We start from the raw sequence: 21810 nt of genomic DNA on the forward strand, positions 1-21810 counted from the left end.
ACAAGCTTCGCGACATATTCTCGGTACTCTAAAGACTTTCTTTTCATGTGGACACGTCCCCTAAATTAGTTTTGTTTAAGTATAAAGAATTCTCACAAGGATGTCTCCACTTTTAAGACTAATTTAAGTTTCGCTCAAGATTGCTTCGCTACGCTCAAACTTACCCTTGTTTCGCTCAAAATCTCCATTCTACGCTCAAAAGGGGACAGACCCGGGTCTGTCCCCTCTACGATATTTACGATTAAGCCTTCACATCACGCTTTTGGAAGACGATGAACGTAATGGCGAGCATGATTGCTGTGTAAATCGCTAGCATGCTGATGGAAAACGGTAGTGTTAAGTCCTGAATCAACTTGTTTTGCCCATCGATCAGCGTACTGAGATCCATGTTCGCAAACAGTGTATAGATGATCCAGTCTTTTGAAGCGAGAAGCATCACAATCGTATTTCCTGCAAACATTGTGAACATTGCAACCCCAATCGCAACTGAGTTACTCATGAAGAGCGTGGAAATCATAAAGCACATTGCGACAAGTGCAGTCAGTTCGATAAACTCAACGCCGATGTTCGCAAATACATATTCCACGAATGTTCGTTCTGTCACTTCCTGAGTCTCATTTACGACAACGTAGGTCTGGTCGATTCCGCCAAATCCATAAGCAAGTCCGCCGATGAGCCAGGTTGTTACAATCACCACTAGCCACATGACAAAAGCAAACCCTAATGTAGCCAGAAACTTTGACAAGAGGATCTTCCATCTGCTGTACGGCCGGATTAAGAGCATCTTAATCGTACCTTTTGAGAATTCACTTGATACGATGTCACTTGCAACAACGATGACGAATAACCCGATCAAGGAGGAGAGAGGCGCCATTTCCTTCATGAATTTCCAAGTTGTTGTTTCATTCGGCGATATATCATTTTCGATGGCATATTCGTTTTGTTTGATTTGTGTTTCGAGCATATCAATATAGATCTCGTTATCATCGTTCTTTTTTGCTTCTGCTAGAGCTTTTTTATCGTCTTCTACCGTTTGTGTCAACTCTTGTTTCCAATTCTCATTTACTTCTGTATCGTTCGCCACTTTATCGTAGACAACGACACCTAAAATAATTAAGATAGGCAGCGCAATAAAAATCCACGTTCTGATTCTGCTAAAGATCTTAACCCACTCATTCGTTAACAGGGACAGCCACTTCATTCAGATCGCCCCCTTTCTTCGTCATCTCTAAGAATCGTTCTTCAAGTGTCTTCGTTTTGCGTTGAATACCAACAACAAGGACTCCCGCTAACACGAGCTGTTTATTAATTTCTGCGATCGTTTTTAAATCCGAAGTCTGAACGATCAGTTCGTTCCCGCTTTCTATCACATCTAAATCAGAATGCGTGTCGGAAAGAACTTTTTTCGCCTGCTGAACATCTCCTTCGATCTGGAAGTGAACCTTTACATCGGTCTCATCTTCCTGGTTCAGGATTTCATCAATTCGAACAAGTTTTCCGTGTTGAATGATCGCAACACGGTCGCACATCATCTGCATCTCACCCAGCATATGTGAAGACACAATAACTGATGTTCCGTTGTTCGCAAGCAGTCTCAGATAGTTTCTCAAATCATAGATTCCTTGTGGATCCAGTCCGTTTGTAGGCTCGTCTAGAATTAACACGTTCGGCTTATGTAAAAGTGCCTGTGCTACGCCAAGACGCTGTCTCATCCCGAGTGAATACGTCTTTACTTTGTCATGGATCGCATATTCCAGGTCCACGAGCTGAATCACTTCGTCAATTCTTTCCTGCGTAACACCTGGCATGATTCGTGCATACTGCATTAAGTTCTTATAGCCTGACATAAAATCATAAAGCTGAGGGTTCTCTACGATCGCCCCGACTCGTTCCATAGCTTTTTCATAGTTTTCACGGATATTGGTGCCGTTAATGAAAACATCTCCGTCGGTGATCGAAATCAGCCCTACGATCATACGAATCGTTGTCGTCTTCCCTGCACCATTGGGTCCTAGCAGCCCAAAGATCTCGCCTTTTCTGACAGAGAACGATAAGTCGTCAACGATCGTCTTGTCCTTAATCTTTTTGGTTAAGTTTTTAAGTTCTAACGTGTGTGTCGTCATAGTTCCTCCTATCAACCTCTAATAATCCTGCCATCATAGATACGAAATAAGGCGTAAATTAGTTTCGTGAATTTGTAAATAATTTCAATTTACATACCCGCGGGGGTAGGGGTCTGTCCCCTACCCCCACCCCTATGCGGTCATTCTCTTGCGTTGTTCTAGTTTTGTTAGTCTTGTAGAAATAAAGACACCAAAAATAACAAAGATCCCGCCTAACGCTTGATACCAAGCGAGTTTTTCATCGATAAACAGTACAGCAAAGATGGCGGCAAATACCGGAATTAAGTTAAGAAAGATTCCTGCTTTATTGGGCCCTACCCGCTCTACTGCTGTGTTCCAAGACATGAAGGCCACAATAGAGGCAAAAATTCCCGTGTAAAGGATGGTTAATACTGATCCTGCAGACCACACTATCTCGGTTGTTCTCGCTTCTTTTATAAAAAATGGAAGTAAAATAACTATACCAAGAACCATTGAAACTGCAAAGGTGCTATATCCTGGTAATTTTCCAGCGTTTTGTTTGACCAATAGTGAATAGATGCTCCAGCAGATCACCGCCACGATCACGATGAGATCTCCAGCGTTAAACGAGAACTTCAGCAAGACATCAAAGGAACCTTGCGAAATGATAATCAGCAGCCCTGCTAACGACAGTACGGTTCCGATGATTTGGTTCTGGTTCAATCGGTCCCCCAACATGAAAAAAGAAAGGATATAGATGATAATCGGTGTTGACGTGTTCACAAGTGATGCGTTAATAGACGTCGTGTAGTGAAGTGCGATATATAAAAGCGTGTTAAATCCAGCTACCCCGGTAAGCGCCATGAGCAGTACAACCGGCCACTTCCTTTTCACGATCGGCCATTCTTTTTTGATCATCGGCCATACGAACGGCAAAAAGATAAGGAACGCCGTGCACCACCGTAAAAAGGATAGGGAAACAGGCGGTAAACTGCTTGTGATGGCTCGCCCGATCACGAAATTTCCTCCCCATATTAAAGTCGCGACGACAAGTAGCACGTACGGATTCACTTTTTTCATGGTTGATCTCACCGCTTTTCTTTGGATTAGGTCTTTTTTAAGTTTTTCTACGAAATCTAATTTCTCCCACTATATCAATGTTCGACTAAGTACGGTCAACCGTTCTGCTTAACTTCAGTCAAATTAGTCAATTCGTCTTAATCTATAAATTCCAAGTCTTTTCTCTTTAAAAATTCTTCCAATCAGGTACAATTGAAACTAAAATCATTTTGGTACTTTACTTCGTTAAGTAAAAGCAGAAGAAAGAAGATGACATGATGAAGACATACAAAACGTACATGATATTATTCTTTGTTATGATCGCGTGGGGCTTGAACGTAGCTGCGACCAAGATTCTCGTTTCGAACTTTCAGCCTGTAACGATCACGGGAATCCGTGTATTAACAGCGGGACTAACCGTATTTCTGCTTCTTTTTCTTATAAAGAAAGTTCGATGGCTAACGAAAAAGGAGTTCTGGTACGTCTTTGTCGCCTCACTTTTTAACGTTGTGGCCCACCACTATTACTTGTCGATCGGGCTGACCGGAACCACCGCGACGAACGCCGGGTTAATCACGGGAACATCACCACTTCTCACGACCATTCTGGCGATCCTGTTTATCGGAGCACCTTTAACGATCTTACGCGCGATCGGACTTTTGATTGGCTTTACCGGAGTTTCCTTCATTGTTCTCGAAGGCGGAGAAGTGACGGGCGTTTCTTTTGGAGATGCTTACGTTCTTTTATCCGTACTCACCCAGGCGATAAGCTTCATCTTGATCAAAAGAGTAGCGCACACACTGGATCCTCGCTTGATGACGGGCTATATGATGGTCATCGGTTCGCTGTTCTTGATTGTCATCGGATTATTCCAAGAACCGAACGGGTTTGCCGGCGTGGTCGAAAACTCGACAGTATCCTTATGGCTGATCTACTTTGCTTCGGCCTGTATTGCGACAGCGGTCGGACACATGCTCTATAACGAAGCAATCGGAAAAATTGGCGCATCCGAGGCATCCATCTTTATAAACTTAAATCCATTTTTTGCATTGGTCGGCGGATTCTTGTTCCTCAATGAACAAATCGGCTTTCAGCACATTTTAGGATTTTTATTTATTATCACTGGGGTGCTGTTAGGTTCTGGTGCGGTTGAGGAGATTCGCGCCCGAAGACTCCGCAGAAAAGATGCCGCCTAATTTGTATCTGAATACACCCCACTAAAAAACCGATCAGACTGATCGGTTTTTTCTTTACCCTATAAATCTATGATAGATGGATTTGGCTTCTGCCGTATTTTTCGTTCCATGAACGAGCGCACGGCCGTCTTTAAATAGGACGAATCGGCGGCTGTCGCTTTCAACTTCAAGCAAATACGGGTTACGCCGGATTTTCCCTTGAGAACCTAGTCTTCTCTCCATCTCTTCTAAGTCAATTTCTCGGTTATTAGGCGGGCGGATCTGAACTGTATCCCGGCCGCATAAAACAGCTGTTTTTAATTCAGTGGCTCTTTTTAAGTAAGGATACGTCGGATTCGCTCCACAAGAAGGGCAATCCTCTTTTTTCGCCTTTTCCATTCCGAGCTGCATGTGCTGATTCTCCCAAAGATCAAAGGTTACGATCTTCTTTCTAACCGCTTGGTAATCCTCAACGAGTATCTTTAATGCTTCTGCGGTCTGGTAAGCGACCACCATTTGAACCGCTGGCGCAATGATCCCAACCGTATCACACGTTTGGCCGTTCGCCGGAATTTTATCCAGAAGACAGTTCAGGCACGGCCCTTCACCCGGGAGTATGGTATAGCTGATTCCGTAGCTCCCGACACAAGCCCCGTAAATCCACGGTACTTGATGTTTTTGAGCCAGATCATTGATCATAAGCCTTGTCTCAAAGTTATCCGTAGCATCCATAACCAGATCGATTCCTGAAATCAGCTCTTCTGCTTCTTCAATGCCCATATCCATCACATGAGTTTGGATCTCAACATCCCGATTGATCATCTCTAGACGATTTTTGGCTGCGATCACTTTCGGCAGCTGATCCCTTGCGTCTTCTTCAGAATAAAGCTGCTGACGCTGCAGATTCGTCCAGTCCACATAATCCCGGTCAACGAGGACAAGCCTCTTAACGCCTGCACGAGTGAGTGCCTCAGCACTGGATGCACCAAGTGCCCCTGCTCCAACGATCAGCACGCTCTTCTCTCGTATCTTCGCCTGTCCTTGTTTACCTATCGGATGAAAAAGTTCTTGTCTTGAATATCTATCATTCACATCACACTCAACCCTTCTACAGGACTACTCGCCGTTGCCGTCTCTTTTCTAGGGATTCTCCCCGCTTCAAAACCTAGCTTACCGGCTTCTACGGCCATCTTCATCGCTAGAGCCATCTTCACAGGATCCTTTGCCCCTGCGACCGCCGTGTTCAGAAGCACACCATCTGCCCCAAGCTCCATCGCAATCATCGCATCACTCGGGCTACCGATTCCCGCGTCAACGATCACCGGCACCTTCGTCTGTTCGATGATGAATTTTAGATAGAGTGGATTGATGATTCCCTGCCCGGAACCGATCGGAGAAGCTGCCGGCATGATCGCATGCGCCCCTAGTTCTTCGAGGCGTCTCGCTAGCACGACATCATCCGACGTGTAAGGCAATACAATGAATCCTTCTTTTAATAGTTCTTCTGTCGCTTGTAATGTTTCTACAGGATCAGGCAGCAGCGTTTTGTCACAGCCGATCACTTCTACTTTTACCATATCACATAATCCCGACGCTTTCGCCAGTTTTGCAATACGTACCGCTTCTTTAGCCGTTTTGGCACCCGCCGTGTTTGGCAGCAAGGTGTATTTTTCTAGATCGAGCATCTCTAAAAAGTTTGGCTGGCTCGCTTCGAATATGTTCATCCGGCGGACAGCAAACGTTAAAATCTCTGAACCAGATGCGTCTACCGCTTGTTTTTGGATCTCAAAATCCGGATACTTTCCTGTTCCTAAAAGCAATCTTGATGAAAATGAATAAGGTCCAATAGGTAACATACGATTATCCTCCTCCGACAAATCGAACGAGTTCAATTTTGTCGTTTTCTTTTATTTGGGTCATGCTTTGTTCTTCTGTTTGTAAAATCTCTTCGTTTACTTCTGCGATAACAATTTGGTCGTTCAGTTTCAAATGTTCGAGCAGTTCTTTGACTGACTTGAGTGTATCTGGCACCTGTACGACATCGCCGTTGATTTTAAGTTTCATAGAAAGGCACCTCGCTTTCGATTTGGTCGGTGATCATTTTACCGGTGATGGTTGACAGAAGAATTCCGTTGCGATAATGACCGGTTGCAACCAGTAACCCCTCATGCTCCGGATGTTGGCCGATGTATGGTTTACCGTTTTGGGTTTGAGGTCGAAGTCCCGTCCATGCTTTTTCAAACGCAGCTTCCGTTAAACCGGGAACCATCTGTTTCGCTCGTTCCATTAAATCAAAAATTCCTGCAAACGTGACTTTTTCATCGAAAGAATGGGGCACACTTGTGGCACCCACAAAGATTCGGTTGTTTCGTTTTGGCACAAGGTAACATCCGTTGTATTTTACCGTTCCGTAGAGAAGGGGTTCGTTCGTCACAAACGATATGCATTCGCCTTTTACCGGAACCATCTGGAGCTCAGGTAAAAGCCTTGAGCTCCACACTCCTCCAGCCAGAATGACGTGATCAGCGAAGAACGTTTCTGAATCTGTTTCAACACCTGTTACTTTGTTTCCGGTTTTAATGAGTTGAACCACTTCCGTTTGTTCTTTTACTTCTGTTCCGTAATAAGTTGCTCCTCTGAGGTAAGCCGTTGTCAGTTGTACCGGAGAAACTTGACCGTCATTTGGAAAATAAAGAGCTCCACGTGCTTTGCTTGAGATGCTTGGCTCTTGTTCTCTTAGCTGACGAGACGATAGCCAACTGACCATTTCACCCTGACGTGTATCCCGTTCTGCTCGTTGTTGGTGCCGCTCACACTCTACTTCTGTAAAAGCGAGCTCATAGATTCCTCTTTTCATAAGTTGGATGTCAATACCGGTAATTTCATAGAGTTCGTGTGCAAGATCTCGAAACATCTGACGGCTTTTTTTTGCGAGCGGATAGAGAGGGTCATCCACTTCGAACTCCATTTGTGCGCCAAGCATGCCAGCTGCGGCACTGGACGCTTTCTCTCCGACTTTGCCTTTTTCTAAAAGGAGCACTTTCTTTTTCTTTTTAGATAGCTGATAGGCGATGGAACAACCGATCACACCGCCTCCAACGACAATGGCATCATACGTTAAGCTCATTCCAAACCTCCAATTCGCGTTTGTACGTTTTCACTGCTTCAAGCGGTGATTCAGCTTCTAAAATTCCAGACATTACGGCAATCCCAGCCGCACCGGTTTGAAGCACATCACAAACGTTATTCGGATTAATACCTCCGATTGCGATAATGGGTACCGATGTTTGCTCTACCAATTGATGCAACTGCCCGATACCTCGAGGGTCTAGTTCCCGTTTTGATTCTGTCTTGAAAACATGACCATAAAGAAGGAAATCTGCCCCTTTTTGCTGAGCATTTTGTGCTTCCCCCAAAGAATGGACCGAACAGCCGATCATCCTATCTGGAAAAGCTGCCCGGACAAGAGCTGCATCCAAGCTGTGGTATGCGAGCTGAACGCCTCTCGTCTGCCAGCAAACGGCCACATCGACACGGTCGTTTACGATGATCTTACTCATGGGCACACCGTTTCTTTTAAGCTGCTCGAGCAATTCGCTCAGTTCTTTTGCTGTCTTTGTTTTTTCGCGTATATGAAGAGCTGTTACATAAGGATGGATGTCGCGAGCGATTCGGGCCATCTCCTCATTTGTCTGCTTGCCGTTTGTGACCACATGCAGTTGTTTTTTCACAATAAAAAAACCACCTCCTTTAAGTAGCAAAGAGGTGGTTTCACAAATTTTTTACGGATTATATCGTTTAGGAATCTGTTCCACACACCACTTCCCTACGCTGGTTCTAACCAAATCAGGTTCCAAGGGTCTTAAAGTTCACTTTAATCTCAGCCTTCTAAAAAGGCACCCCTAGTGGTATTGAGTATTCATTTTTATATGTTTATTCTAACGTTAAAGTGCTTACATCACAACCGGTTTATAACAATAAATACGCGAGTGGCGTCGCTAAGATCAGCGCCAGCACCGTGCGCTCGAACCAGATCAGCACGAGTTTCGGCAAGCTTACCGGTATTTCTGTAGACAGCACACACGGGATGCTCGCTGAAAAGAAGAGGATCGAAGCTACGGAAACGACCCCGATAACGAACTTCGTGACGAGCGCTGCGTCGGTTACAAGTAATGCCGGCAAAAACATTTCTGCCACGCCGATTGATGCCGCTTTAGCTGCGAGCATCGCATCTGGAAGCTGAAGCGCCCATGTGAATGGGAAGAACACATAGCCGATCCAGTCAAATATCGGCGTGTATTCGGCTAACAAAAGTCCGATCAGACCGACGCTCATAATGGAAGGCAGGATACTCATCGCCATGACAAATCCGTCTTTTAAGTTGGACCAAATATTCGTCAAAAAGGCAGGAGCATTCTGCGACGAATCCATCGCACTTCTCCAAGCGGTTTCTAGATATTTCTCGGTCACCACTTCTTCTGGCTGCCCTTCTCCTTCCACATAACGATCGTCCATTCGGCTTAACGGACGGATTCGAACCGTGATCGCGGTTACGAGGAATGTCACCACAAGCGTCGTCCAGAAGTACGTGTTCCACATTTCCATTAACCCGAGTGTGTTTGCGACAACGATCATAAAGGTTGCAGAAACGGTCGAGAAGCCTGTCGCGATTATGGCCGCTTCTTTTACCGTATACTTTCCTTCTTTAAACACGCGGTTCGTGATCAGTAAGCCGATCGAATAGCTTCCAACAAACGAAGCAACAGCATCGACCGCTGACCGCCCCGGCGTTTTCCAGATCGGCCGCATGATTTTTTGAACGAGCACTCCGATAAACTCCATCAAGCCGTAACCGACAATGAAGGCTAAGAACACCGCTCCGATTGGAACGAGCAACCCAACGGGAATGACGAGTTTTTCGAATAAGAACGGCCCGATGTTCGGATCGCTCAGCCAGCCTGGACCCCATTCAAAGTAAAGTAGGACGGCTGCGATCAATCCTACCACTTTTAGCAGAGAGAACGTAGTCGTGACCCGGTCTTTGTTCCATGTTTTCGTGTAGAACGGATAGACCGCTCCCAGCAGAATAACAAGCAAAGCATAGAGCGGAACCGCTTCACCCGCTGTATCTCTTACCCATGTCACAAGGTGATCAAGTGGGATAGATGTTTTTCCGTTGACCGTAATCGGAATGAAGAACATGAAAATACCAACTGCACTGAACAAAAGAAATTTTAGGGAATGAGACCAAGAACCTGCAGTTTTCATTTCTTTCAACTCCCTTTCCGTTTGATAAGCCTGCCGTGCCAGGCCCTCCTTACATCTTATCGGGACAAAGTTCGAATTATGCCGAGTCCTGCTTGTACAATTTTTGTAGGTTATTTACCCTTTCTTCAGCTTTTTCACGTCTGATTTCCTCATGTCTAGGGCATACCATTGACATAACCAGTTGAACAGGAGTGTTTGAGATGAAGTATTTTATCAACGTGAATAGAAGTGTAGAAGAAGAGTATGGCAAGATGTTTGTCTTTGAACCTGGTCAGAACCGCGAGAATGATGATGAACTTGAAGTGATGAACAACTTGGATGAACAGGATCAAGGGAAGCCTTATATCTTTCCGAAGAGCTTTTTGATGGAGGTCTCCGCTGAGGATTATGAGAGATATGCGGAGGCTAAGAAAAAGAACGGTAACGTGGATAGCATAACGGAGCAGATTTTAGAGAAGTATCGGGGGTGAAGGTAGGTCGTTTTGATATGGAGTGCCCCTGATTATACCGAAGTAAGTTAAAGAGCTGCCGAATGGGGCAGCTCTTTTTTGCTCTATGCATCAATCTGAAAGTGCTATGCATCAAAAAACAGGTTCTATGCACAAAGGCGGTTTTCCTATGAGATAAATCGCAGACTCTATGCACAGATCTGAATTCTATGCATTAATAAGCAGTTTCTATGCACTAAAAAGGAGATTCTATGCACAACCAATCTGCATTCGGTGAATCATCAAGCCAGTACCCACACAACTAAAAAGGATGCCCACAAAAAGAGGCATCCTAACTCTATCTATAACTTTTATGGTCGTCTAAACATCTGTGTCCAGTACGTCTTGTAGCCGGTTGTACCTTTGATATAACCTACACCGATCTCTGTGAAGTTATCGCTCAAGATGTTTGCTTTATGACCTGGGCTGTTCATCCACCCTGTCATAACAGCACTCGTTGTCGTATAGCCTGCCGCAATATTCTCGCCTGCAGATGTGTATGAAATGCCAAATTGCTTCATCATATCAAAAGGTGATCCGTACGTTGGCGAGGTGTGGTCAAAATAATTGTTCACGAGCATGTCACGCGATTTTTCTCTCGCTACATTACTCAACGTTGGGTTAAGTGCTAACTCTTTTTTGCCATTGCTCGCGCGGTACTTGTTAACCGAAAAGAACGTCTCCAGCTCATAAACGTTTTGTTTACTGATCGACCCTGTAGACGTATGTGTTTTATAAGTAGGATTTGCTAGATGAAGTGAGCCTGTTTCTTTATACGTTGCAGTATTCGTGCTGCTGTTCCAAACGACGTTATAACCGTAGGCTTCACCCACTAAACGAAGTGGTATGTATGTACGATTGCTGATGACAGATGGCTTCACGTCAGATTGCTGAATGTAGTATTTGCTGCTGTATTGTTTTTCTGAAAATGGTGATTGTGTGTTTAATGCTAGTTTTGCAGTTGTTCCATATTTCGATAGCTGTGATGTAACAGCGTTCGTGTCCGGATTCCACTTCACATCAGCGTTCATGGATTCAAATACCGGTCGGATAGGAACTAGCAGTCTATTATTTTTCATGATTGGTTGAGCATCCGGAAATACAACACGCTCATTCCCGACTTTTACGTTAAACGATTTAGCCGCGGCCTCTGTGCTATGAAAACCTAGAAAAAGAAAAGTGGCAGCTAAAAGACTTCCTATAAATTTCATTCTCTTCCCCCCTATAAAATCATATATGAATATAGCATATTTAAACTTCCATATATCCTCAAAACTAGAATAGTAAAGAAAATGTAATGAAAAAAGACGTTTTTGGAATCAAATCCCAAAAACGCCTTATCATTTACTAGTTTTTATGAATCGTCATCACGATATCTTTCGTATTTTTTCCAATGGCTCCTCCGTCATTTTTAAAAATAGTAGATTTGTTTTCTTCTGATGGTTCGATATGGATGTTCAGTTTGTTCTCACCGTCAGCTAAGCTAACTGTATGCGAGAACGTCATGTCGTCGTTGATCGTGACGGGCTCACCGTTTATCGTCATCACGCCTTCTTTAATCGCATTTCCTTTTAGCGTGATCGTGTCAGATGTTACAGTTTGTCCGTCTGTATGAGAGGTTACGACAACTGGCATGTCGATCCAGCGGAGGATCTTGTCTTGCACGACCATCTCGTTGCCGCCTTGGTTCGTGACCACAAAGCTCAGGTCTGTTCCTGTTGCGCCGTAGCCGTAGTAGCTCACGTCATCATCGTTCGGGTTGGCTGGCGTGTGGTCCGCAAGTCCTTCTTGATCCCACGAGTTGTTCTTCGCGTACTTGTACGTGATCACTTCGCCTTCTTGTGCTTCGAACGTGTATTCATAATCGTTCGTCACCGCACCGCCGCGCGTCATCTTCCATGCGCTTGTGTTCCAGCCGTTCTTGCTGCCTGGAATCGTAATATCCGCGCCTTGAGGTGTATAAGCTGGTGCGTTCACTTTCATCGTCACTTTTACCATCACAAGGTCAGGCATCACGGTTATCGCGTTCGACTTCACGCTGTTACCGGCTTTATCGTAGATATGCACTTCGTAAGCATACGATCTGCCGTTTGTGACGTTCATGTCTTTATAGGTTGTTACGTTCGGATCTAAAATTTGATCGATCACTTCTCCGTCACGTACGACCGTGAACAAATATGGCTCGTTTGCTCCTTCAACCGACCATTTCAAGTTCACTTGTCCCGATTCTTGAGCCGGCTCTTCCAGTGTGATAGAAGATGCCGGAGCCGTAGTATCATCACCTTTTGAGAACGTCACGGATTTTGTTTCGCTCGTTACCCACGTTCTTCCTAGATCTGTAGAGAACGCGTAGCGGTATTCGTACGTACCTTCATTAAATGGCAAGAACGTTCCCGAGAAGCTGTTGAACTCGCCATTTTGCGTCGTATAATTTGCCGGATGTGATGTCCAGGTTTCTTTGCCTGGTTCTTTCACTTGGAGCTCGGCCTGCAGACCTTCTGCTAAGTCCTTTTCTGTTTCACCTTTTATAAAAAGTTCAGCAGAAACTTCTTGTGCTTTTGAAAGGTCGATCACACCATCTTGAAGCTCTGTTACATTCCCAACCTCATAGTTTTCGTCTTTTAGAGCAACATGCGGGATCGCCGCTTCCGACTCTGTTTTTATTGATTCGTTCTTGTTCTTGTCGATTGCAACGACCGCGAAATAGTATTTACGTCCGTTATCTAAACCATCCATTTTGATAGAGTTGCTCTTTGTCTCTGCGATCTTTTCATAAAAAGCTCCAGAGATTGTCGTTTGGTAGACGGCGTAACTTTTCGCGTCACCTTTCCATGACAGAGATACAGAGTGGCTCGCTTCTTTTGCCTTCACGTTCTTGACTTCTTTAGGTCGCTTTAAGTTCTGGCCCTTATCAGAAACAAGCATGCGTCCCGTCATCGCTGGAACCGTTACGGTCAACTTTCCTTCTTTCACACTCACTTTATATTTTTTATCAAGCTGATCGGTCAGCTTCACGTTGTTTACGATCAGCTTCTTTACATCCAATTCAACTGTTTTCTCTTCAGTTCCGCGGTTTGTAATCACTACCGCTGCGTTCTTTTTATCCGTCCGCGTGTAAGCCAGCACATCATTTTCAGCGTACAGATGATTCAGTTCACCATAGCTAAAGAGCTCGTGATAGTCCGCACGCACTTTTCCGATTGCTTGATAATGCTTCACAAGATCCTTATCTTCAGATCCCCAAGGATAGGTTCTGCGGTCATCCGGATCTTTGGAGCCTGTCACACCTGCTTCATCTCCGTAATAAACAGTCGGTGCTCCGGCATATCCCATCTGTAAAACAGCCGCAAGCTTCAAGCGTTTTACACCAAGCGCGTGGTTATAGTTCGGGTCCAGCTCAGCACGCTCATACGAATCTGATCCGTTTCCGAGAACGAATGCCGCGCGTGGTGTATCATGTGAACCCATCAAGTTCATGAGCGCATAGAAAGCTTCTTGCGGGTAATCTTCAAATACAGCGTTCAGCTGATCTTCTGCACCCTTCGCGTTACCGTTCTTCAAGTAATCAATCATCGCATCGCGGAAACGGTAGTTCATCACAGAATCGTACAGGTCGCCAAGGAAGTATTCTGACGCATCATCCCAGATTTCGCCTAGGATCAGCGGATCATCCTTCTTTCCTTCTTTTAGTTCATTACGGAATTCTCTCCAAAACTCAGTATCCACTTCGTTCGCTACATCCAATCGCCAGCCGGATGCCCCGCGGTCCAGCCATGTTTTTGCCGCAGAATCCTTGTTATACATGATGTAGTCTGCGAACGGCTTATTGTTGAGCTCAGAATCATATTCTACCGCTTCACCAGGAATCGATTTGATCTCAGGAAGTGAATCGAAGCCCCACCACGCCTGGTATTTGTAGACACCGTTCACTTTTTCATTCTCGATGTTGAACCAGTTGTGGAAGCCATATGAACTAAACTTTTGCCCTTCTGCTTTAAACTTCTCTTCTGTCTTTTTCTTCGCTTCTTCCTCTGTTAAGCCTTGCCCGTTCATGAGGTCATAGATGCTCGCCCAATACTCGTAAGCACCAACCGTATCGTATTTTCCGTAACGGTCAAAATAAATCGAGTCATCCCCAACATGGTTGAACACACCGTCTAAGATCAGATGCATCTTCCTCTTTTTCAGTTCTTTCGTAAACGCTTTGAATTCTTCAGGTGTTCCAAACATCGGGTCGATCGCCTTATAGTCTGTCGCATCGTATTTATGGTTCGATGCCGCCTCGGCGATCGGGTTCAAGTAGAGAGTGTTCACCCCTAGAGACTGAATGTAGTCGAGCTTTTTTTGTATACCGGCAATGTCACCGCCGAAGAAGTCGTTCGACCAGATCTCATCGCCATCGTACCCTTCTGATTCAGCTTGACGTGGGTTGTCCGGAAGCTCGTTCCATTTTTGGTGTTCGATCGGTTCCGTACCTCGCGCTGTTGTTTTTGCCGCATCATTCTTTTTGTTGCCGTTGAAAAAGCGGTCAGGGTAAATCTGATAAACGACAGATTCTTTCATCCAGTCCGGCGTTTTATAAGCAGGATCGTAAACCGTCATCTGGAAAAGTCCTGCATTCGTGTCAGACACCGCCCCTTTTCCGCCTTCCTTCGTATCTTCACCATACTCTTTTACAGCATCTCCATCACGCGCTATAAATTTATAGCCATAGACGCCTTTTTCTTCTGGTGTGACCGTCGCTTCCCAAAGCTCGATCTCTTCCCCGTTTACCGTTGTCCAACCAGCATTCTTCATATCTTTTACCGTCGTGCTGCCAGAGTTATAGTTTCTGAGATAAAGCTTTGCACCAGATAGGTCACCTTTTTTCGCTTGAAGACGCAGTGTTACGTCGTCACCTGCTTTGACCGCTCCAAACGGTGCACGAAATGCCTCGTTCCTTGTATCATGGAACAGCTTGTCCCCGTTCACACTGCCGTCTGGCAATCCCGAATCATAATCGGTATATACTTCTTTTGTGTCATGGTTATAAAAGAACGTGATTTCGGCTTCTTTTACCACGTTTAAAACAAAGTTATCCCCTGGATAAGCAGGTGCATTCCAGTCGTTTCCAAGAACAATCTTAAACGCATGCTTTCCTTTTGGCACTTGTGTGGTATAGGTGTAGATGTTGTCTAGATCCTCATCTTGTAAAAGTGCTGTAGACTCACCAGGTGCCCATTCACCACCGGCACCGATATCAGGCTGGATGTCGCCGACAATACGAGGAGTCTGTTCTTCTGGAAGGGGCTCAGGAATCGTTACCTTGTGCGTCGTGTCATCATACATAAACGTCACCTCTTTCACAGAATCAAGAGTGAGTTTGTAGTTGTCACCACCCGCTTTGCCATCTACGCCATAGTTCTCATCCCAAGAACCATTGATGGCAATCTTGTATTCATAAGTACCGGCCGGAAGAGTCCCTGTCAGCTTGTACTTTCCGTTCGGTTGCACTTCCATCTTTGTTGCAGGATCTGCTGGGTTCCATTCGCCGGTTCCACCAAGTTCATCCTGCAGGCTGCCAACGAGTGTCACCGTTCGTTCTTCGGCTGTCGTTTTCATCGGTTGTATAAGTAGTGCAGATGCAAACGTTTGCAAAATCATCGTACATAATAAAAGCCAAGATACAGCGTAACGCGATTGTTTATTCCTCACTTTTATCCCCCTTTTAAAAGTTGTGCAACTAAATGAAAGCGTTTGCACAAAACGGTATAAAACAGCGCTTTCTTTTCCATTATTATGCCATGTTTTTTTATTTTGGAAAATGTGCCAATCGACTGATAAAATTCTCTGTTAATAGGTATTTTTTACTCATTTATAAAATGTAATATTGGGTATGCCATTGAACCATTTTCCCTTATAAAAATAAACACCAGGTCCTCTCTGAAGGGTAGAGGCCTGGTCCGTTTTTATATCTTATTCAGCTGACTCGTCATTTGATTCCATTTCTTTTGAAGTTTCTTCCGTTTTTTCGTCCTCTGTTGATGTTTCCTCATTTTGTTTTTCTTTTTCTTCAGTACTTGTTTCTTGGTCTTTGCTTTCGTTTTCTTCCGTGTTGATTTCTGATTCCTTGTTGTCGTCCTGGTTGTTACATGCAGTGATTAACATAATTGCCAAAAGAGATGCTCCGATTTTCGCCATAAATGTTTTGCTCATTCCAAAATTGCTCCCTTCGGATTTTGATTATGATTTGCATGAGTACGGGATTTGTGTGTCCCTGCCCAGAATATATCACGAAAAAAACCCGAAAAGACGCCATTTACAAAGTCCTAATGGAGTGTTTACAATTCCTCAAATTTCTTTAAATTGGCTTAATATAATATGGTTTTACATATCTAAATGCATGACATGCTGAGGTCCAGACGGCCCTGGTTTGACCTGGCCTCGGCTGTGGAATCCTATTTTTTTGTATAGCTGTTGAGCAGGTTCATTATTAAAGTTAACCGCCAATATCAATTCATCGATTGCAGGAAAATGAGTGGAAACAAACGCCGGGATCTTCAGCATCGCCTCTTTCGCATAACCTTTTCCTTGCTCTTTGTGATTGATGGATAATGCACGGATGACCATGGCATTCGGATTCTCTGTAAAGTCACGGATATTCTCGCCTGCATGCAAAACAAAAAAGCCTACTGGTGTATCTTTAGCCATGATCACTACAGGATTCCGGCTAAGATCTTCATCACATAACTTCAAGGCCTCACTTGGCAATGGAGTAAACCTCAGCTGGTCTTTCTCAAGATAAAAAGCATTAAGCGCGTCACGATGAATTTCTTCAAAAAAAGTGAGTATAACGTCCCCCATCTTCATAACTCCCGTCGATTTTATAGGTCAATTAAGGATTCCGTTTCTTTTAGCCAAGCTTTTGCCATCAGTTCGTTCCCTTTTTTCCTCATATGTACCCCATCGGTTGTTAGAGAGACGTCTGGTTTTTTGGTTAGGTGATCGATAAAAACGTCATGTGTCGGGATGGGGACTGCATCAAACTCTACCGCCAGCTTTCGAACCACTTCAACGTACGGGATCAGCATCTGATTTCCCTGTGATTGCGGGTTCTCTTTTATGATCGTGGGTTCCATGAGTACAAGTTTTGTAGTAGTCGGAAGCTGTGACAGCAAATCACGGTACACCTCTTCGAATTTTGACACATCGACTTGGCTGAGTCCTGGGCTGTCAAGTTGTCTCCAAACATCGTTGATTCCGATCGAAACCGATAATAGGTCTGGTTCTAGATCAATCACGTCTCGCTTCCACCGAAGGGCTAAGTCTGTTACACGGTGCCCATTCACGCCCTTATTGATCACTCTCACGTCCTCTGGCAGTACGTGTTTTATCATCCGAACATACCGTTTCCGAGTCGTTCAGGATCTGTATTTTTGTTAGAAGCTGTGATGCTGTCTCCGATAAAAATGATTTTCATCGTTGTTCCCCCTCCGATTTTTTGTTTTTCTTATTTTACCATGGGCGCGATCAAGACATGATTTAAAGGATTTTGGACGACTGTTTTGGAATACATATAGAAAATCCTTTTTTTAAGGAGGAAGAACATTGATCGAAACTGCTGTTCATCGTCCGGTAACGTTAGGTCAGACGGAAAAGCTGCCGTCTTATCGCATGGATTTGCGGCAATATAAAAGTCAAAAGGAATACGAAAAGTTTGTAAAACTAAATACGGTGAATGACTGGTCGACCGTTTCTTGGAAAGAGATCGGGAAGCCATATGAAGTGACTTCGTTTTCGAAGGATAAACGGGACTGGGAGAAGGAGCATGGTAAGACTCTCCCCGTACACACCTCCTGGACGATGTTCAACCAGTCTTTTCATGAGTGGTTTTCAAAAGATGTTCCAGCAGAAATACAAGAAAAGAAAGGAGCTTTTTTTCATAGTTTAAAAAGCTTCAAACCTTCTGAAGTAAAAATAGCCCTTGGAGATTATTTACGCATCCATTTATGGAATTATGTCCACCGGGTACAAGACGGTATTTGGGATCCACGCGGAAAACGTGCGTTGTTTGAAGGTCTGGATGTTCAAAAGCCGCGCATTTTATTTTTAGGGGCAGCAGAAGGCTATGAGGCGATGCAGCTATCTGCCATGTATCCAGGCGGCGAAGTGGTAATGGTCGATTATGATGCGTTCTGCAGGGATGCGAGATTTGCAGAATTCCCGGAATCCTATCCATTCTTAGGGAGTAATCCTCATACAGGGGGAGAAAAAGTTTATTTTAAAGATGACTTTAACATTTCGTATGTCGTGGATGATATTCGCAATCTACCATATGGAAAAGAGTTTGATATCGTACTGAGCGTCGGATTGCTCGAACACTTCCCAGATTCCATGAAGGCTGAAGTTGTGGAATGGCACCGAAAGTTTTTGAAGCCTAGTGGCTATATGGTGATGACGACTCCGCGCGCCCAGCTCCGGTCCAAGCTGTATTACGAGATCATGGCAGATGTGATGAACCATACGTACCGGGAGCTCATGACGTTGGAGCAGATGGGGCTTTATCTGTATGAGAACGGAATGGATATCCTGAAGCATGGTTATATAAAAGTGCATAATGGGATTGTGGCTAAGGTGAAGTAGCTATTTAACGAAAGGTGGTCATTATGAAGGTTGGAACAGCACGAGCGATTACGGCTGAATGGGTGATGAAGCATTTAAGTGAAGAACCATGGTTTCGCGGAGCTTATTTCAGTGGTTCAACGATTCTACTAAACGAAAAGGAAGAGCTACCAGCAGCGTCTGACCTGGATGTGGTTGTCGTTATGTCTCACGACGAAACGCCTTTGAAACTTGGAAAATTTCGATATGAGGGCGTGTTGATCGAGATTACGTATTTGTCGTGGAGTCAGCTACAATCCGTGGAAGAGGTGCTGACAGACTACCATCTTGCAGGAAGCTTTCGAGTAAACACCATCATCAGCGATCCCACCGGACATTTAGAAAAACTGTACCACTATATTTCAGCTCATTTTACAGATGAAACATGGGTAATTCGCAGGTGCGAGCATGCTCGTCTTCGGATCGAGAACGGATTGAAGGCTATTAATCCCCGCGATCCTTGGCATGACCAAGTGACTTCCTGGCTGTTCCCTACTGGGGTAAACACTCATGTCATTCTAGTGGCAGCTCTTCAAAATCCAACAGTACGGCTGCGGTATTTGAAAGTCCGAGATGTCTTGATGGATTATGGATATGATGAAGTTTATTCCGAACTGCTTAGGTTGCTAGGTGTCTGTGAATTAACTGCGGAACGGACAGAACATCATTTACAAGCGCTTGAACAAACCTTTGATGCCGCCGTATCTCTAGCCAAGACACCTTTCTTCTTTAGCAGTGACATTACGGCGGAAGCACGGCCGATTGTCATTGACGGAAGCCGGGAACTCATACGATCAGGTTTCCACCGGGAAGCGGTGTTCTGGATGGTCGCAACGTTTGCACGGTGTCATAAAATTTTTGATGTGGACGGTAATGAAGACATTCAATCCAAGCATCGCCCAGCGTTTGAAGCCATGGTTGCTGACCTTGGCATAGTTTCAACCGAGGATTTAACTCGGAGGGCTAAAGACGGTCTGCAATACTTGCCTAAACTTTGGAAAGTTGCAGAATCCATTGTAGTCGCTAACCAGCAGGTTAAAAATAAGAGTCTTATTTAAATAACGGTCATTAGGCTAAAAGTGAATAAACTTGGTTTAATAAAAAAGAGCTTGAAATGAAGCAGATCACCTAGGCGGTTTGCTCCATTTCAAGCTTTTATGATAATTGTGTGGGGACAGTCCCCCTTTATTTACCTAGCGCGAACGTGATCTCGACTTCGCAGGCTACTTGTCCATCGACTGTTGCGATCCCTTTACCTTTACCGATCGAACCGCGAACGCGAGTCATCTCAACCTCAAGACGCAACTGGTCTCCAGGTACGACTTGTTTCTTGAAACGGCAGTTATCGATACCTGCAAAGAACGCAAACTTCCCACGGTTTTCTTCTTTCTTCAGCATCGCTACAGCTCCAACTTGAGCTAAAGCTTCAACGATCAACACCCCTGGCATTACCGGGTAATCGGGGAAGTGGCCGTTAAAGAACTCCTCGTTCGCTGTAACATTCTTGATCCCTACAGCACGCTGACCTTCATCCACTTCGAGAATACGGTCGATCAACAAAAACGGATAACGATGCGGAATAATTTCTTTAATTTCTTCAATAGTTAACATAAACTAACATCACCTTTCTTATTATGTTCTTTTTTTTAAGAGATTGCTTTATTGAGTTAGATTACTTAAAACTTCGTTGTATAAGTTGATTGGAGCGCAAGGTGCGAGACTCCTGGGGGGTCAGTGGGACAGGTGAGACCAATCCCTGTCGCAAAGCGACGGATGGGCTCACCGCACACCCCCTGGAAAGCGAGCAACCTGGAGCGGAAATCAACTCGCTCACAATCGCTACAAAGTGTTACTAACAACCTTTTATTATACTTGGTATTGTTACCTGGTACTAATTCTAACCAAAAGAAAAACAATGACTCAGTCAACCTGCCATTGTTTTATTATTATATCTTTACTTATCTTTTTCTACAAGGTCGATGATATGCGTCCACGTTTCCTTATCAAACACACGCATCGGCTCTCCGTCACCGATCACACCATACCCCACCATTGTGCCGACAGCAAAACAAACCACGATAGCGCAGATCAACAACAATAGTCGTAGCCAGATTGGAAAGCTTCTTTTTGTACCACGGTGGATCAGCTTCGTCTCACCATCTTTTGAAGATTTCTTTTTTTCTTGATAGCGCTGTGTTCTTTGATTTTCTTTTTTATTTAATTCTTGCCTATGCAATTCATTCGTTGTCATACAAACCTACCCCATTTAGCGAAGCCCGTTTACCAACCCCATCATCTGGTCAGCAATTGTAAGAGAACGCGCATTAAATTGATAAGAACGTTGTGTCTGAATCAGTTCGGTCATCTCAGTTGAAAGGTTTACGTTGGAAGACTCCAACACGCCCTGCTGAACAAAGTTTCCTGCTCCATCGACTTCTTCAATGAGCTGATTGAATGGAATACCTTCTGGCAGCTGCAGATTATGGCCAACCGACAACATGAGCTGCGGACGAATCATATTAACGACACCAATTCGACCTGATTCAACAACTTCTCCACTATTTAACGTTACCGAAACTTGACCGTTTTGTCCAATAGTAATTTTTTGATGATCCTCAGGTATCATAATCGGACCACTATTTCCCATCACTTGATTTCCTTCCGATGTAACGAGCTCGAGGTAGCCAGGGTTTTGTGCAGAGGGGGATAAGTAGAACGCACCATCTCTTGTATATAGCGGCATGGGGTTGCCGTTGTGGTCTGTTCCCCTGATCGTAAAATAGTGTCCCGGTTCTTTCAGCGCTACATCAAGTGCTCTGTCTGTCTGCTGCAAAGTTCCTGGTTCTAGACTCATAGCCGTGGAAGAAACACGCGCACCGCTTCCGATCCGGATCCCGTTCGGAGTCAACCGCCCTGCTTCCGTTGGGTTTAATTCTTTACTTTCCATCTGTTGAAAAAGAAGGTCAAAAAATTGCGTTTCCCGGCGTTTGTAGCCGTTCGTCGTGCTGTTCGCCATGTTATTCGAAATGGTATCGAGCTTATGCTGAATCTGCCCCATCGTTACTGCTGCTGAAATCATAGACTGGTTCATATGCG

21 protein-coding genes and 1 riboswitch are annotated in these 21810 nt (G+C 44.6%); of the genes, 4 read left to right on the plus strand and 17 right to left on the minus strand.

The annotated features are described in order from the left end of the window. Window positions 1–241: 241 nt before the first annotated feature. The 3 genes from M3206_RS07935 to M3206_RS07945 all read right to left on the minus strand — a co-directional run bounded on the left by M3206_RS07935 (window position 242) and on the right by M3206_RS07945 (window position 3164). Window positions 242–1201 carry an ABC transporter permease gene (locus M3206_RS07935; protein ID WP_251311983.1) on the minus strand — a complete coding sequence of 320 codons (960 nt, stop codon included), beginning with the start codon at window positions 1199–1201 and terminating at the stop codon, window positions 242–244. Continuing rightward, on the minus strand, window positions 1173–2123 hold the full coding sequence (locus M3206_RS07940) for an ABC transporter ATP-binding protein (RefSeq protein ID WP_251311984.1): 951 nt from the start codon (window positions 2121–2123) through the stop codon (window positions 1173–1175). Before M3206_RS07940 ends, M3206_RS07935 begins: the two co-directional genes overlap by 29 nt. 132 nt (window positions 2124–2255) lie before the next feature. After that, window positions 2256–3164, minus strand: coding sequence for a DMT family transporter (locus M3206_RS07945; RefSeq protein ID WP_251311985.1), 909 nt, complete (start codon window positions 3162–3164; stop codon window positions 2256–2258). Between the two features lie 257 nt (window positions 3165–3421). Here M3206_RS07945 and M3206_RS07950 point away from each other — a divergent pair, with 257 nt between their 5' ends. After that, complete coding sequence (locus tag M3206_RS07950) at window positions 3422–4339, plus strand: DMT family transporter (RefSeq protein WP_251311986.1); 918 nt, start codon at window positions 3422–3424, stop codon at window positions 4337–4339. 54 nt (window positions 4340–4393) lie between these two features. On the opposite strand, the gene M3206_RS07955 is transcribed toward M3206_RS07950, so the two are convergent. The 6 genes from M3206_RS07955 to M3206_RS07980 form a co-directional block, all read right to left on the minus strand. Beyond that, window positions 4394–5410: a MoeB/ThiF family adenylyltransferase gene (locus M3206_RS07955; RefSeq protein WP_251311987.1), complete on the minus strand. Its 1017-nt coding sequence runs from the start codon at window positions 5408–5410 to the stop codon at window positions 4394–4396. Next, window positions 5407–6174 (minus strand): thiazole synthase, encoded by a 768-nt coding sequence (locus M3206_RS07960; RefSeq protein WP_251311988.1) that lies wholly within the window; start codon window positions 6172–6174, stop codon window positions 5407–5409. The genes M3206_RS07955 and M3206_RS07960 overlap by 4 nt, the downstream gene beginning before the upstream one ends. Before the next feature lie 4 nt (window positions 6175–6178). Beyond that, window positions 6179–6382 carry a sulfur carrier protein ThiS gene (thiS, locus tag M3206_RS07965; protein WP_251311989.1) on the minus strand — a complete coding sequence of 68 codons (204 nt, stop codon included), beginning with the start codon at window positions 6380–6382 and terminating at the stop codon, window positions 6179–6181. Next, on the minus strand, window positions 6372–7445 hold the full coding sequence (gene thiO / locus M3206_RS07970) for a glycine oxidase ThiO (protein WP_251311990.1): 1074 nt from the start codon (window positions 7443–7445) through the stop codon (window positions 6372–6374). The genes thiS and thiO overlap by 11 nt, the downstream gene beginning before the upstream one ends. Beyond that, window positions 7429–8049: a thiazole tautomerase TenI gene (gene tenI / locus M3206_RS07975; protein ID WP_251311991.1), complete on the minus strand. Its 621-nt coding sequence runs from the start codon at window positions 8047–8049 to the stop codon at window positions 7429–7431. The genes thiO and tenI overlap by 17 nt, the downstream gene beginning before the upstream one ends. Window positions 8050–8124: 75 nt before the next feature. Beyond that, window positions 8125–8232, minus strand: a riboswitch (TPP riboswitch). 55 nt (window positions 8233–8287) lie between these two features. Then, complete coding sequence (locus M3206_RS07980) at window positions 8288–9586, minus strand: YjiH family protein (protein WP_251311992.1); 1299 nt, start codon at window positions 9584–9586, stop codon at window positions 8288–8290. A gap of 200 nt (window positions 9587–9786) precedes the next feature. Between M3206_RS07980 and M3206_RS07985 the strand changes: the two genes are divergently transcribed. Beyond that, window positions 9787–10056, plus strand: coding sequence for a hypothetical protein (locus M3206_RS07985; RefSeq protein ID WP_251311993.1), 270 nt, complete (start codon window positions 9787–9789; stop codon window positions 10054–10056). A 329-nt stretch (window positions 10057–10385) separates the two neighbouring features. Here the strand turns inward: M3206_RS07985 and M3206_RS07990 are convergent, their stop codons facing one another. The 5 genes from M3206_RS07990 to M3206_RS08010 all read right to left on the minus strand — a co-directional run bounded on the left by M3206_RS07990 (window position 10386) and on the right by M3206_RS08010 (window position 17450). After that, window positions 10386–11285, minus strand: coding sequence for a stalk domain-containing protein (locus tag M3206_RS07990; protein WP_251311994.1), 900 nt, complete (start codon window positions 11283–11285; stop codon window positions 10386–10388). A 136-nt stretch (window positions 11286–11421) separates the two neighbouring features. After that, window positions 11422–15768: an alpha-amylase family glycosyl hydrolase gene (locus M3206_RS07995; protein ID WP_251311995.1), complete on the minus strand. Its 4347-nt coding sequence runs from the start codon at window positions 15766–15768 to the stop codon at window positions 11422–11424. Between the two features lie 261 nt (window positions 15769–16029). After that, complete coding sequence (locus M3206_RS08000; RefSeq protein WP_251311996.1) at window positions 16030–16269, minus strand: hypothetical protein; 240 nt, start codon at window positions 16267–16269, stop codon at window positions 16030–16032. Window positions 16270–16440: 171 nt separating this feature from the next. Next, window positions 16441–16917: a GNAT family N-acetyltransferase gene (locus M3206_RS08005; protein WP_251311997.1), complete on the minus strand. Its 477-nt coding sequence runs from the start codon at window positions 16915–16917 to the stop codon at window positions 16441–16443. Window positions 16918–16937: 20 nt separating this feature from the next. Further along, entirely contained in the window at window positions 16938–17450 is a 513-nt protein-coding gene (locus M3206_RS08010; RefSeq protein WP_349774006.1) for an SGNH/GDSL hydrolase family protein, read from the minus strand. A 211-nt stretch (window positions 17451–17661) separates the two neighbouring features. Here M3206_RS08010 and M3206_RS08015 point away from each other — a divergent pair, with 211 nt between their 5' ends. Together M3206_RS08015 and M3206_RS08020 are read left to right on the plus strand one after the other, a co-directional pair. Next, entirely contained in the window at window positions 17662–18696 is a 1035-nt protein-coding gene (locus M3206_RS08015) for a class I SAM-dependent methyltransferase (RefSeq protein ID WP_251311998.1), read from the plus strand. 23 nt (window positions 18697–18719) lie between these two features. Next, complete coding sequence (locus tag M3206_RS08020) at window positions 18720–19772, plus strand: hypothetical protein (protein ID WP_251311999.1); 1053 nt, start codon at window positions 18720–18722, stop codon at window positions 19770–19772. Between the two features lie 127 nt (window positions 19773–19899). Here M3206_RS08020 and fabZ read toward each other — a convergent pair whose 3' ends face one another. From fabZ to M3206_RS08035, 3 genes are all read right to left on the minus strand, one after another. After that, window positions 19900–20325 carry a 3-hydroxyacyl-ACP dehydratase FabZ gene (gene fabZ / locus M3206_RS08025; RefSeq protein WP_251312000.1) on the minus strand — a complete coding sequence of 142 codons (426 nt, stop codon included), beginning with the start codon at window positions 20323–20325 and terminating at the stop codon, window positions 19900–19902. A 343-nt stretch (window positions 20326–20668) separates the two neighbouring features. Further along, complete coding sequence (locus tag M3206_RS08030) at window positions 20669–20965, minus strand: DNA-directed RNA polymerase subunit beta (protein ID WP_251312001.1); 297 nt, start codon at window positions 20963–20965, stop codon at window positions 20669–20671. A 15-nt stretch (window positions 20966–20980) separates the two neighbouring features. Then, window positions 20981–21805 (minus strand): flagellar hook-basal body protein, encoded by an 825-nt coding sequence (locus tag M3206_RS08035; RefSeq protein ID WP_251312002.1) that lies wholly within the window; start codon window positions 21803–21805, stop codon window positions 20981–20983. Between the last annotated feature and the right edge of the window lie 5 nt (window positions 21806–21810).

Origin of the sequence: Fictibacillus phosphorivorans (assembly GCF_023715845.1) — a bacterium.
Classification (GTDB): domain Bacteria; phylum Bacillota; class Bacilli; order Bacillales; family Fictibacillaceae; genus Fictibacillus; species Fictibacillus phosphorivorans_D.

Bases quoted from the DNA above. Each gene is read 5' to 3' on its own strand.
- M3206_RS07935 (WP_251311983.1), bottom strand. From the start codon at position 1,201: ATGAAGTGGCTGTCCCTGTTAACGAATGAGTGGGTTAAGATCTTTAGC.
- M3206_RS07940 (WP_251311984.1), bottom strand. From the start codon at position 2,123: ATGACGACACACACGTTAGAACTTAAAAACTTAACCAAAAAGATTAAG.
- M3206_RS07945 (WP_251311985.1), bottom strand. From the start codon at position 3,164: ATGAAAAAAGTGAATCCGTACGTGCTACTTGTCGTCGCGACTTTAATA.
- M3206_RS07950 (WP_251311986.1), top strand. From the start codon at position 3,422: ATGAAGACATACAAAACGTACATGATATTATTCTTTGTTATGATCGCG.
- M3206_RS07960 (WP_251311988.1), bottom strand. From the start codon at position 6,174: ATGTTACCTATTGGACCTTATTCATTTTCATCAAGATTGCTTTTAGGA.
- thiS (WP_251311989.1), bottom strand. From the start codon at position 6,382: ATGAAACTTAAAATCAACGGCGATGTCGTACAGGTGCCAGATACACTC.
- thiO (WP_251311990.1), bottom strand. From the start codon at position 7,445: ATGAGCTTAACGTATGATGCCATTGTCGTTGGAGGCGGTGTGATCGGT.
- M3206_RS07980 (WP_251311992.1), bottom strand. From the start codon at position 9,586: ATGAAAACTGCAGGTTCTTGGTCTCATTCCCTAAAATTTCTTTTGTTC.
- M3206_RS07985 (WP_251311993.1), top strand. From the start codon at position 9,787: ATGAAGTATTTTATCAACGTGAATAGAAGTGTAGAAGAAGAGTATGGC.
- M3206_RS07990 (WP_251311994.1), bottom strand. From the start codon at position 11,285: ATGAAATTTATAGGAAGTCTTTTAGCTGCCACTTTTCTTTTTCTAGGT.
- M3206_RS08000 (WP_251311996.1), bottom strand. From the start codon at position 16,269: ATGAGCAAAACATTTATGGCGAAAATCGGAGCATCTCTTTTGGCAATT.
- M3206_RS08005 (WP_251311997.1), bottom strand. From the start codon at position 16,917: ATGGGGGACGTTATACTCACTTTTTTTGAAGAAATTCATCGTGACGCG.
- M3206_RS08010 (WP_349774006.1), bottom strand. From the start codon at position 17,450: ATGATAAAACACGTACTGCCAGAGGACGTGAGAGTGATCAATAAGGGC.
- M3206_RS08020 (WP_251311999.1), top strand. From the start codon at position 18,720: ATGAAGGTTGGAACAGCACGAGCGATTACGGCTGAATGGGTGATGAAG.
- fabZ (WP_251312000.1), bottom strand. From the start codon at position 20,325: ATGTTAACTATTGAAGAAATTAAAGAAATTATTCCGCATCGTTATCCG.
- M3206_RS08030 (WP_251312001.1), bottom strand. From the start codon at position 20,965: ATGACAACGAATGAATTGCATAGGCAAGAATTAAATAAAAAAGAAAAT.
- M3206_RS08035 (WP_251312002.1), bottom strand. From the start codon at position 21,805: ATGAACCAGTCTATGATTTCAGCAGCAGTAACGATGGGGCAGATTCAG.